General features: G+C 67.8%; 12 protein-coding genes. 7 read left to right on the top strand and 5 right to left on the bottom strand.

The window, feature by feature from the left end; translation table 11 throughout:
* The first annotated feature begins 49 nt into the window (after window positions 1-49).
* Window positions 50-1,030, top strand: coding sequence for a sulfide-dependent adenosine diphosphate thiazole synthase (locus N6C22_RS06725; RefSeq protein ID WP_261650326.1), 981 nt, complete (start codon window positions 50-52; stop codon window positions 1,028-1,030).
* 58 nt (window positions 1,031-1,088) lie between these two features.
* Here the strand turns inward: N6C22_RS06725 and N6C22_RS06720 are convergent, their stop codons facing one another.
* From N6C22_RS06720 to N6C22_RS06700, 5 genes are read right to left on the bottom strand one after another with little or no spacing between them, the layout of a single operon-like run.
* Window positions 1,089-2,618, bottom strand: coding sequence for a SagB family peptide dehydrogenase (locus tag N6C22_RS06720; RefSeq protein WP_261650325.1), 1,530 nt, complete (start codon window positions 2,616-2,618; stop codon window positions 1,089-1,091).
* 55 nt (window positions 2,619-2,673) lie between these two features.
* Window positions 2,674-3,348 (bottom strand): class I SAM-dependent methyltransferase, encoded by a 675-nt coding sequence (locus N6C22_RS06715; RefSeq protein ID WP_261650324.1) that lies wholly within the window; start codon window positions 3,346-3,348, stop codon window positions 2,674-2,676.
* Window positions 3,345-4,241 (bottom strand): thiamine-phosphate synthase family protein, encoded by an 897-nt coding sequence (locus N6C22_RS06710; protein WP_261650323.1) that lies wholly within the window; start codon window positions 4,239-4,241, stop codon window positions 3,345-3,347. Before N6C22_RS06710 ends, N6C22_RS06715 begins: the two co-directional genes overlap by 4 nt.
* A complete protein-coding gene (dcd, locus tag N6C22_RS06705; protein WP_261650322.1) occupies window positions 4,238-4,831 on the bottom strand; it encodes a dCTP deaminase in 594 nt (197 codons plus the stop codon). Before dcd ends, N6C22_RS06710 begins: the two co-directional genes overlap by 4 nt.
* 53 nt (window positions 4,832-4,884) lie before the next feature.
* Window positions 4,885-5,613 (bottom strand): YIP1 family protein, encoded by a 729-nt coding sequence (locus N6C22_RS06700; RefSeq protein ID WP_261650321.1) that lies wholly within the window; start codon window positions 5,611-5,613, stop codon window positions 4,885-4,887.
* Window positions 5,614-5,730: 117 nt separating this feature from the next.
* Here N6C22_RS06700 and N6C22_RS06695 point away from each other — a divergent pair, with 117 nt between their 5' ends.
* From N6C22_RS06695 to N6C22_RS06670, 6 genes are all read left to right on the top strand, one after another.
* Window positions 5,731-6,228 (top strand): hypothetical protein, encoded by a 498-nt coding sequence (locus tag N6C22_RS06695; protein ID WP_261650320.1) that lies wholly within the window; start codon window positions 5,731-5,733, stop codon window positions 6,226-6,228.
* A 35-nt stretch (window positions 6,229-6,263) separates the two neighbouring features.
* Complete coding sequence (gene pth2 / locus N6C22_RS06690; RefSeq protein WP_261650319.1) at window positions 6,264-6,602, top strand: peptidyl-tRNA hydrolase Pth2; 339 nt, start codon at window positions 6,264-6,266, stop codon at window positions 6,600-6,602.
* An 81-nt stretch (window positions 6,603-6,683) separates the two neighbouring features.
* Entirely contained in the window at window positions 6,684-8,006 is a 1,323-nt protein-coding gene (truD, locus tag N6C22_RS06685) for a tRNA pseudouridine(13) synthase TruD (protein WP_261650318.1), read from the top strand.
* Window positions 8,007-8,195: 189 nt separating this feature from the next.
* Window positions 8,196-8,915, top strand: a complete 720-nt coding sequence (locus N6C22_RS06680) for a DUF2103 domain-containing protein (protein ID WP_261650317.1) — start codon at window positions 8,196-8,198, stop codon at window positions 8,913-8,915.
* A 209-nt stretch (window positions 8,916-9,124) separates the two neighbouring features.
* Complete coding sequence (locus tag N6C22_RS06675; protein ID WP_261650316.1) at window positions 9,125-9,763, top strand: hypothetical protein; 639 nt, start codon at window positions 9,125-9,127, stop codon at window positions 9,761-9,763.
* 105 nt (window positions 9,764-9,868) lie between these two features.
* Window positions 9,869-12,094, top strand: a complete 2,226-nt coding sequence (locus N6C22_RS06670) for a type II/IV secretion system ATPase subunit (protein ID WP_261650315.1) — start codon at window positions 9,869-9,871, stop codon at window positions 12,092-12,094.
* The last annotated feature ends 62 nt before the right edge of the window (window positions 12,095-12,156 follow it).

The raw sequence follows: 12,156 nt of genomic DNA, 5'->3' as shown, positions 1-12,156 counted from the left end.
TCGTGGGACCGAAACAGGTATTAAACACTTGGTGGTAACACTAGGTGGTATGCAAGACTTCGACCAGTTCAGCGACGTCGGCGAAGCAGAGGTAACACGAGCAATCGGCCAGGAGTGGAGCGAGGAGTTCCTCGACTACTCCGACACCGAAGTCATCATCGTCGGCGGCGGACCCTCCGGCCTGATGGCCGCGAAGGAACTCGCCGAGCGCGATGTCAAGGTGATGGTCGTCGAGAAGAACAACTACCTCGGCGGCGGCTTCTGGCTCGGCGGCTTCCTGATGAACAAGGTGACGGTGCGCGACCCCGCCCAGCGCATCCTCGACGACCTCGACGTGCCCAACCACGAAGCCCGCGACACCGAGGGCCTGTTCGTGGCGAACGGCCCGCACGCCTGCTCCTCGCTCATCAAGGCGGCCTGTGACGCCGGCGCGAAGATGCAGAACATGACCGAGTTCACGGACATCGTCGTCCGCGAGGACCACCGCGTCTCCGGCATCGTCATGAACTACACGCCGGTCCACGCGCTCCCCCGCGAGATAACCTGCGTCGACCCGGTCGCCGTCGAGGCCGACCTCGTCATCGACTCGACGGGCCACGACGCGATGGCCATCAACAAGCTCGACGAGCGCGGCGTTGCCGCGAGCGCAGCGAGTGGCGGCTCGGAAGACGAGTCTTCCGGTGTGCTCGATGCACCGGGTATCGAGGCCGCCAACGAGCGCGGGAAAGTCATGGACCAGACCGGCGACGACAGCTACGGCGCACCCGGGCACGACTCACCCGGGCACGACTCGATGTGGGTCGGCCGCAGCGAGGACGAAGTGGTGGAGCACACCGGGCTCGTCCACGACGGCCTCGTCGCCAGCGGGATGGCGGTCGCGACGGCCTACGGCCTGCCGCGGATGGGTCCGACCTTCGGGGCCATGCTCGTCTCCGGCAAGAAGGCCGCCCAGGTCGCCCTTGACGAACTCGACGTGGACGCCGAGCCGGTGTCGCTGTCGGCGAAATCCGCGGCACCGGCCGACGACTAGGGTCACAACACCCCACTGACGACTCACTCATCGGGCCGTTTCCGGCCCACACTCGGCCCTACTTCTCCGGTTTCCCGAACGCGAACAGCGTCATCGGCGTCTGGTTCTGCGCCCGCGGCGAGAGGTGCTGGGTGACCAGGTCGTCGTAGAACGTGAATCCGCGCCCGCCGAGGGTACGATGGGCGTAGGTCGCGAGGTAGAGCCGCCCGAGTGCGATGCCACCCTCCAGCTGGGCGAGCCGGTAGCCGCGGTTCCCGAACTGCTCGACCACGGCATCCACGTCAGCCATGGTGAACACGTTCACCGCCGCGTCGCCGACGACCTCCTGGCCCAATGCGAGATAGGTCGCCGAATCGCGGGCGATGTCGCCGATTCGTTCGAGCACATCCTGTTCGGGGTGGTACTGGTACGCACCCGACGGAATCCCCTCGACCGCGTGGACGAGGACGTAGTAATCGAGGAGGGAGTCCGGTGCATCGCCGCCGAAGCAATCGGTCGGGACGCCGCGAAGCGCCCGGTCCAGCACCGTCGCGAGCTTGCAATCGCTGATGGGCTCGTGGCTGTACTCGCGCAGGGAGCCGCGTCGCTCGATGGTGTTCCCGACCGGACGACCCGAGGCGGTCTCGGAATCGACCGGGTCGAGGTCGACCAGTTCGCCGTCGCCCGGGCCGTGGATACCACAGTCTACCGCCGTCGCGTCGCTGAACCCGTCACGCCACGCCTCGGCGGCCGCCCCGTCCGCCAGGGTCGACTGTGCCCACGCGTCGTGCAAGATGGGGAACTCGACGGGGTCCGAGTCGAGTTCGATGGCCGGGTCGATGTGGTCGACCGAGCCGGGTGCGGGTGCCGACTCGCCCTCGCCGATGGCCACGAGTTCGAGCGGGGCCTCCCACTCGGGGTCCAACCCGAGCAGGTCGACGACCGGCTCGTCCGCGAAGCCCGCGACGACCTCGGCCCGGTGGCCCGCGCCGTGAGCAGTGGCCAGGAGGTTCGCGAGGATGGTTCCCGAATCCCAGAAGGCGTGACGATAGGTCCGGTCACGGTACTTCCACGAGTTGCGCCACCAGGTCGAGGTCGCGACCAGCGTCACCGGCGCGTTCGCGACGCCCCGTTGCCCACCACTGGCGGCGGCGAGGACGCCCCGGTAGTCGCCCTCGCGGACGACGTGGAACTCGTCGGACTCGGGGTCGTAGTGGTACACCCCGGCGTCGGCGGTGTCGAGCGGTCCGGTCACGGCGTAGAGGTCTACGTGGTACAGCTTGCCCGTGCAGGAGGCGGCGCGGAACGAGGCCTGCTCGCCCCGAAGCTCCAGCGTCTTCGTCACGCCCGCAGCGTAGTGGCAGAGCGTCGGGAGGTCGATGTCACTGGGCGTTCCTTCGATGCCCTCCGGTGTCGGGGTCTTCGTCGCCACTGCTGACAGAACTGGGGTCTCTGGTGGCGAATCCGGGTCTCCGAGTGACAAACGGGGCAGGTCGGTGTACACCTTCGAGGGCCGCGGCTTGTTGTCGAAATCCATCGACCAGTCCGTGTCGCGGACGCTCTGCGGGGAGTGCTTCGAGTGCTCGTGGTACTGGCGGGCGTCGACCATATCGAGCGATTCACCGGACCGCGGCAAAGAAGTTGGGCCGGTGTGGGACAGCCACTCAGACCCGTCCGCCGGTCACCCGGACGATGCCGAGGACGTGCTCCTCGTGGTGGGTGGCTCGCGCTCGCGAGCGCAGCGCGTCGCGGGCGTCGGTCACCCGCTCGAGGAGCTTGTCGTGCATCGACTCCTCGTAACGGAACTTGAACGTCGGTGGGGTCGAGAGTACCGTCAGTGCGCGAAAGAGGGCGTTGATGGGTTTCGCGATGGCTCGCTCGGAGAGTGCCGCATCCACGAGGACGACGGTTCCATCCGGACCGACCATGTCGCACCACTCTTCGACCTCGCCGGCGGGGTCGGACAGCATCCCCGAGACGAACGTCGAGAGGACGGCATCGATGTCGCCACAGAAGGGTGTCTGGGTCGCGTCGCCGTGGACGAGGTGGACGTTGTCCCAGCTGTTCGCATCGACGAGTCGCTGCGCCCGGGCCAACATCCCGCGGGTGTAGTCGAGGCCGACGACGGTTCCCTCGGGGCCGACGCGCTCGCGCAGGTAGGGAAGGTTCGCGCCGGTGCCACAGCCCATCTCGACGACGGTGTCGCCGCGTTCGAGGTCGAGCGCCGCGGCTGCCCGGTCACGCAGGCCGCCGATGCCCGGCGTGTACCGCGCTAGCCAGTCGTACAGCCGCGCCCAGCGCCCGTAGAACGCCTGGGCAGCCGCCGCGCCGCCGGTCATACCAGTTCGCGAACGGTCTCGGCCACGGCGACGGCGTCGTCACCGAGGATGTAGATGATGGGTTCGATGCCGTAGCTCCCGGTCTGGTAGAGAACGGTCGCCGTCGGGTCGTCGGCCAGCGCAGCCGCGACCGAGGCGTCGACGCCATCCTCGCTCTCGAACTCGGCGGTCTCGTGGCCAAGCTCCTCGAGCCGGGCGAGCAACTCGGCGTCGTATCGGATGTTCGCTGCCGCGTTCACCTCCGCGCCGGCCTCTCGGGCGGCGAGCAGGACGGACGCGACGTACTCGCTCACGCCGAACTCCGGCTCGCTCGGGACCGTCGCACGACCCTTGATGTCGACGATACGACCCGGGACGCCCGCCACGTCGTCGATACTGGTGGCGTCGGGTGTGCAGGCGACGAGGTTCGAACCGACGTTCGGGATGAGGCCCGCGAACCCGCTGGCGTTCTCCAGCACGCGGAGCCCGCGCCGGAGCGACGAGAGAACCCGCTCTGCGGTCCGGAACTCGCTGTCGGAGTCGTGGATGTCGAACTCGGAGCCGTACTCGGCGAGTTCGGGCATCTCTCGCTGGTGGATGGTCGCGAGCAGGTCACCACGCTCGAGTTTGCGGATGAGGACCTCCGTCTCGACGAGGCCCTGGACGGGCGTCATCGTCCCGTCGGCGAGGCCCTCACCGACGCGCTCGACCAGTTCCTGGACGCGCTCGTCCTCCAGGAACTCCTCGCGCTGTCCCACGTCGCCGTGGGCGTACTTCGAGACCGCGGACTGGCTGATACCCAGGGCCTCGGCGACCTCGCTCTGTGTGAACCCGCGGTCGCGCAGGTCGGCGGCGAGCATGGACCGGAACGTCGGGAGGAACTCCTCGACGACGATCTCTTCGATGAACCTCATTCTTTCTGTGTCCCACTAAACTCGTGGTCACCTTGAATCTTCGAGGCCTGCGGCCCGGCCTGGTCCTGGTACTTCGACCCACGCTCGGAGCCGTAGGGACGCTTCGACGGGGAGGTCATCTCCGTGAACACGAGCTGGGAGATGCGCATGCCGGGGGTGAGGGTGACCGGAGCGGTGCCCAGGTTCGACAGTTCGAGCGTTATCTGCCCGCGGTAGCCGGGGTCGATGAAGCCCGCAGTCGCGTGCACGACGACCGCGAGGCGACCCAGCGAGGACCGCCCCTCTACCTGGGCGACGAGGTCCGGGGGCACCTCGACGCGTTCTTTCGTCGTGCCCAGCACGAAGTCACCCGGGTGGAGGATGAACTCCTCGTCGTCCTCGACGACCGTCTTCGAGACGTAGTCGTCGACCTCCTGCTCCGAGTTGGGGTGGATGCAGGGGATGTTCGTGCGCCGGAACTCCAGGAACTCCCGCCCGAGGCGCACGTCGACGCTCGCGGGCTGGACCTGCAGGTCGATGTCGTCCAGTGGCTCGATGACGAGGTCGCCGGCCTCCAGGCGGCGGAGGATATCGCCGTCCGACAGTATCATGGCCGGAGAATGCCGGTGGGTCAGGTAAAAGCTCCCGGTCCCGAGCGGGCGGCTCAGAGCGAGAACAGGAACACTATTCCCGCGACGATACCGGCCGCGGCGAAACCGGCCGCCCGCGAGACGTGCCGGGCGCGTTCGAGTCCGTACCCCCAGATGGTTGCCTGCCAGGCGGTCGCTCCCAGTCGGAGCACGAGCAACGCCGCGCCGAGGGTCCCGCCGAAGACGGCCCGGAACTCGCGGACGAAGGTATCGGGATTGGAGAGCTGGAACGTCTTCCCGGCGAGGATGGCCGAGACGACGACGGCCCCGACGACCGCGCCGATAGCGTTCGGGACGAAACCCCAGCCAGCCACGGCGAGCGTCCGGGTGAAGCTGCCCTCCCCACCGCCAAGCGCAGTGAGGAAGTGCAGTCCCACGCCGACGAGTGGCCACATGAACAGCAGGCCGACGAACAGGACCGGGAGCTGGCCGGAGGCGACCTCCCAGAACAGGGCGCCGGCGTCCCGGTCGAGGGTCTTCGGTTTGTCGCAGTCGTCGGCGAACGCGCTGTCGTTCCCCATCGGGTAATCGTCCGAACAGACCCAGTCCGGCGGGCGTTCGGGATTGTCGACGGTCACGGTGCCGGTCATGGAGGTCGAGGCGACGTACAGCATCGCACCGGCCGCCCCGGTCACGACGAGCGTGGAGAGCAAGACGGCGACGAACGCAGCACCGAGGTCGCGCCCGGGTTCCTGCGGGGCGAAGAAGGCGGCGGGGTCGACCAGGAGGTCGCGGAGGGACATACGCGAACTCACCGGGCAATAAATAAATGTTTTCTGATAGTATCGGCGCGGGACGTGACGACTCAGGTCTCGATACGCGGCGAACGGTTAAGCGCCTGAACCGACGAGTGACACGCGATGCGACGACGACGCCTCGTGCAGGCAGTGACTGCTGGCCTGGCGGCGAGCGTCGCTGGCTGTTCCGACCTCGAAGCCGACCTCCGCGGACAGACCGAGACGTCGAACGGCGGCGTCGCCATAGAACCGAACGATGACGACCCGCCTCGCGCCGTCCTCCCGAAGCCGCCGGGCTACCTCGACATCACGGAACTCCGCAGTACCGGGAGCAGCATCGGCGCGAACGCCGGTCAGCTCGCGACCTACGAGGGCGACGGCGACAGCTTCCAGGTCGGCGTGTTCCGGATGGAGAACGACTCGCAGGCGACCAAGCTGGCCGACCGGATCGCCGACCAGGGCCGCTTCTACAGCTTCGATATCGCGGCCCGCCACGGCGTGTTCGTCATCGGCGGTGGTGCAGAGACCGGCAGCAGAGAGTCACTCGTCTCCTTACTCATCCGGTCCGACGCGCTCTCGCGCTCGTATCTCGCCGAGCACGACCTCATGGCCGCCGAATAGCCACCGTTTTATCCGGACCGGCCGACGCTACGGCCATGAAACAGGCCATCGTCGCGCGGACCGACATCGGCATGGGGAAAGGCAAGCTCGCCGCACAGGTCGCCCACGCGTCGCTGTCGGCCTACGAGGACGCCGGACGGAAGGCCCGGAACGAGTGGAAAGGCTCCGGCCAGAAGAAGGTCGTCCTCAAGGGCAGCAGCGAGCGCGAACTGTTCGAGCTCGCCGACAAGGCCGAGCGCGAGGGCATCCCGCACGCCATCATCCGCGACGCCGGCCACACACAACTCGACCCCGGGACCGTCACCGCACTGGCGGTGGGCCCGGCCGACGACGACCTCGTCGACCGCGTGACCGGCGACCTCTCGCTGTACTGAGTTGCGAGCGCCGAACGAAACCCCTTATTCCCGGCCGAGCGAACGTCCTCACGTGACGCGATTCATCGCGGGTGGTGCCTGATGCGAGACGCACACCCACGCGAACGAGCGGTCGGCATGGAGTACTACGTGAGCGACGCCGACGGGGTCGGCGGCCACCTGCGCGACCGCGACAGTGACTTCCGGGTTCGCGAGGTCGAGGCGTTCGAGGCCGAGCCGGTGGATTCGGCGACGAGCGACTACCCGTACCTCGTGGTGCGGGCGACGCTCCGCGGTTGGGACACCAACGACTTCGCGCGCCAGCTCGCGAACGACCTGGAGATGAGCCGCGGTCGGGTATCGTGGGCCGGGACGAAGGACAAACACGCCGTGACGACGCAGCTGTTCACGCTGCAGGACGTCGACCCGGCCGACCTGCCCGAACTGAACGGGGTCGACCTGGAGGTCGTCGGGCGCGCCGGACGGGCGCTCATGTTCGGCGACCTCGTCGGCAACGAGTTCGAGATAACCGTCTCGGACGCCGACGCGCCAGAGAACGCCGCGATCATCACCGACGAACTCCGCGAGTTCGGCGACGGCGACGTGGCGGTCCCGAACTTCTTCGGCCAGCAGCGCTTCGGCAGCAAGCGGCCGGTGACCCACGAGGTCGGGCTGGCTATCGCTCGCGACGACTGGAAAGGTGCCGTGATGGCGTACCTCGGGAACCCCGAGGACGAAGAGCCCGAAGGGACCCAGGAGGCGCGCCAGCTGGTCGACGAGACCGAGGACTGGCAGGCGGCGCTCGACGCGTTCCCGCATCGACTGCGCTACGAGCGTTCGATGCTCCACGTCCTCGTCGAGAACGGCGGCACTGACCCCGAGGACTTCCGTGAGGCCCTCGAAGTGCTTCCCGAGAACCTGCAGTCGCTGTTCGTCCACGCTGCGCAATCGTACGCGTACAACCTGATGCTGAGCAAGCGTCTCGAACGCGGTATCCCGTTCACGAAGCCGGTGGCTGGCGACGTGGTCTGCTTCTCGGACCGCGACGCGCCGGCGGACCTCCCGCTCCCGGACACGGACCGGCTCCAGCGTGTGACCGAGAAGCGCGTGGACACCATCGCCCGACACTGCGAGCGCGGGCGGGCGTTCGTGACCGCGCCGCTGGTCGGGACGGAGACGGAGCTCGGCGACGGCGAACCGGGCGAGATAGAGCGCGAGGTCCTCGATGACCTCGGCCTCGAACCGGGCGACTTCGACCTGCCGGGCGAGTTCTACAGCGCCGGGACGCGACGAGCCATCCTCGTTGGGACGGACCTGACGGTCGAGGAGGACCCACTGACGTTCTCGTTCACGCTCCCGAAGGGCTCGTACGCGACCGTGGTGCTACGGGAGTACCTCAAGGCGGACCCGCTGGCGCTGAGCTGAGCGTCGAGTTCGAGCGTTCCAAGGGGCAAACAGGCGACGCGTTGCTGACCGACAGGCGCTGCGTCGCGCAACCGCGGGACGCCCGCCGGTGCCATTCGGAGCACACCCCCGCTGGCCCCGCCATCGTATTTCAACCCCTGGACTGGGAGAACCGCACGGCTTTTGCCCGGCTACTCGATAGCTACGTTCATGCAATGCGGGCAGTGTGCCACCGCGCTCGAGAAACCCGGAGACTACTGTCTCACCTGTCACACTGCCAACTGCGACGCGGTCGTCGCCGACTGCGCCCGCGACCGGACCACCCTGACCTTTCTGGACGGCGAGGACGTGGTCGGCGAGACCACCGTGACGACCATGCCCGAAGACGGCGAGGAGACGGGCGTCGTCGAGTTGCGCAACTACGCCGGGAAGGTCGCCGACGAGATCCGCCGCAAGCGCCCCGAGACGGTGTACGCTGCCGGGGAGCGGCCGGTCATCCGTGAGGCCCGCGCGCAACTCCACCACGAGTTCTACCGCGTCAGCGACGACGACCCCGTGTCGGCGGTGCTGGACCGCCTCGGCGAGCCCGCCCTCGAGGTCGTCGACATCGCCCCACGCGAGAAGATCGGCGGGTCGCACTCCACGCTCATCGGTGGGCGAACCGGCCAGCGAACCATTCGAACCGTCGCCGAACATCCCCACGTGAAGAAGGTCATCCCCGGTCCCATCGAGGCCGGCGGCTCCAGTTCGCAGGCGAGCGTCGGCGCGAAGGTCACCCGCGCGGACGGCAACGGGAACGTCCGGCTGTTGATTCGTGACGGCTCCAGCGTGCAGGAGAACCGGGTCGTGACGACCGCGGGCGACCGCGAGATGGGCGAGCGCGTGCGTGACGACCTGAACGCGGCACTGGCCGAGGCGGAACTACAGTGACTCGCGGCGTCTGACCGGCGCTCGCTGATACCACCGAACCGGTCGGTAGCGACGCTACTCCCTGGTTCGAGACGACCTATCTCGGCCTGCGACCAATCATTACACCAAGGAACATGGCAGCTCTACCGAGACGGCAGTATCTGGCAGCAGTCGGGAGTGGATTCGTCGCACTCTCGGTCGGCGCCGTGGGCGGGACCCTCGGCCGACGTGTGGCAGACCGAGAGCCCAGGACAGAGACGAACCGAGTCGGGACCGGCAGGCCCGACCCACTCCTGTTCAACACGACGGGGATGGTCAGGCTGGATTTCGAGCGCGACGCGGACGGGAACGTCGAGTTCGACGACCCCATCTCCGGCACCAGCTTCGAGACCAGGGGGGACGAGGTCGAGTTCGACGACCCGTTCACCCGGTGTCGCGAACGCCCCAGCGAACAGTTCTTCGAACTCGACCGGGTCGGTCGGCCGGGCAGCGAACTCGACTACCTCGAACTCCAGCGCGACGGCGACGCCATCGAGTTCCGGCTCGCCCTCGCCGGTGAGGCCATCGAGGCCGAGTTCGACGACGACCACTACGAACTGACCGTCGACGGTGACCCGATCACGTTCGAGGACGACGGCGGCAACGACGTGGAGTACCGCGGCGAGTTCTTCGACTTCGAAACGAAAGGACGCGAGGTCGAGGTCCGCGGGTCGCTCCGACTCGACTACGACGGTGTCGACGACCTGGAGCTGCGTGACGTCGGCATCGACTTCCGCTCCGATGCGAACGAGTTCCGGAGCTCCTCGACCGAACTCGGGCTCGACTTCGAGCGCGAGACCGGCGAGTTCGAGGCTGGCCGGTTCGTCTGAGCCGAAACGTGAGGGACGGATTCGACCGTTCTCTGCGCGCCCCACCACGTATTTTTCGACATAACAAACAAGATTTTAAGTAGTATTTGTCTGCAAATATTCTGCATGACCGACGCGCCGACGCTCGAACTACCCGACCAGTCGGGTGGGTCGGCGTCGCACGACGACAGTGGGACCGTCCCCCCGCCGATTCCGCCGGGGGACGCCGACGCCTGGTACGCCCCCGACGTTCGCGCCCAGTACTCGCTCGGCCCAGAGACCGTCGCGACGATTCGCGAGACCGACGCTGGCTTCCGGTACGGCGTTCGCGAGCCATCGCTGTCCGGGGCGGACGAGGCGGCACTCGACCGGATTCGGGCCCACTTCGACGGCGCGAACCTCCGTCTTCCCCGAACCCGTGAGGGAACCGCCGCCCGGATGCGGACCGGCTTCCGCGAGAAGTACGAACGGGTCCTCGACCACCTGCTGACCGGGACCGCACAGACCGAGCGCCGACTGCGCTACCACGCTCGCCGGGACGTGGGCTGTCTCGGTAACCTCACCCCGCTGGCGATGGACGACCGTATCGAGGTCGCCGACCCGAGTGGCGAGCGACTCGCGGTCCACACGACCGACTACGCGCCGGCGACGACCGACCTGCCGTCGACCGTGGAACACCTCGACCGGTTCGCGAGCGAGCGCCTCGCGACCCACACGGTCTCGTTCAGAGGTTTCGAGATTCCCGTGGTGCTCTACCGCGAGAACCTCATCGGGTCGGATGTCTTCGCGACGAAGTACGCCGTTCTCGAACCCGGCCTTCTCCCGGGCGACGAGTCCCTCATCGAGGACTGCAAGGACCGCATCTGGGAGACCAACGTCTCTGAGGTCGTCGAGGACAGCGCGACCGTGGTCCGTGCGCAGGCCGAGCGCTTCCTCTCGCGGCAGCTCACGGCGGCGAACGCCACGGCCTGGCTCGACGCGACCAGCCACCGGGTGCGAGACGCCCTCGCGGATGCCGGGGTCGGCGTCCCGCCGGTGGACGGGCGGTACGACGAGGCCCGCCTGGCCGACCTCGTCTACTACGTGATGCGTGACTACGTCGGCCAGGGACAACTGACGATTCCGGTCCGGGACCCACACCTGGAGGACATCGAGGCGAACCGGGTCGGCGAGCGCGTGAAGGTCGTCCCGCGGACCGACCTCGGCCACGACGGGCGGGTCCCGACGAACCTCGTCTTCGAGGAGGAGTCCGCGTTCGTGAACGTCGTCACGCAGCTCGCGGCCGCCGACGGCGTCGAACTCAACGCGTCGAACCCGTCCGCGAAGGTGAACCTGCGACCGAGAGAGGTCGACGAAGACGTGACCATCCGGTGTGCGGTCGCGCTCCCGGTCATCTCCGAGGACGGGCCGCACATCTCCATCCGCAAGCAGGCACCCGACGCCCTGACGCCTATCGACCTCGTGGCGGGTGGGTCGATGACCGTCGACCTCGTCACCCTGCTCTGGATGCTGTACGAACACCACGGCATCGTGCTGTTCGCCGGCCCGACCGGCGTGGGGAAGACGACGCTGATGAACGCCCACATGCCGTTCGTCGCCTACGACGACCGCCCCATCAGCATCGACGAAGGGTCGCGCGAGGTCAGACTCCCACACGAGACGGGCGTCTCGCTGACCACGCGCGACCACGAGGACGAGTTCAAGGCAGTCACCATGGCCGACCTGATGACCGAGGCGAACTACCTGAATCCGGACGTGGAGGTCATCGCGGAGATCAACACGCCCGCCTCCTTCGCCACTTTCGCCGAGAGCCTCGCGACCGGCCACGGCCTGCTTGGGACCGTCCACGCCCAGAGCGTCGAGAAGCTGGTCAACCGCGTCGTCGAGCAGGGGCTCCCGCCCTACCTCCTCCGGGAACTCGACCTCGTCGTCTTCCCGAAGCACGTCGACGGCGACCGCTACGTCGGTGAGGCCATCGAGTTCGTCACGAAGGAGCAGTACGAGGACTGCCACGGTCGCTGTGGCGTCGTCGAGAAGACGGGGACCGCGGTGTACTGGAACAGCGTGTTCGAGCGCACGGTCGAGGGCGGCTTCGAGTTCGGCTACGACCACCCCGACCTGCACGACGCGGCGACCGCACGGACCGACATCTGCACGTTCGACGCGCTGGCCGAGCGAACCGACCGCCCCGTCACCGACGTGGAGGACGAGTTCCACCGGAAACACCGCTACGTCCAGTATCTCGTCCAGGCGGGCATCGACGACTTCGACGAGCTGTTCGGGTTCCTCTGTGACCTCCAGACGGACGAGGCCGCGACGGTCGAGCGAATCCGCGCCCGGAGGGAGGCGTGAGTCGGTCGACCCTCTCGAACACGGCCACCGGTGACGGGAACACGCCCGTCCTCGCTGGCGAG

Origin of the sequence: Haloarchaeobius sp. HME9146 (assembly GCF_025399835.1) — an archaeon.
In the GTDB taxonomy this organism is placed as follows: Archaea; Halobacteriota; Halobacteria; order Halobacteriales; family Natrialbaceae; genus Haloarchaeobius.
Note: the sequence above shows the minus strand (reverse complement) of the source record. Positions and strands in the feature narration are given on the sequence as shown.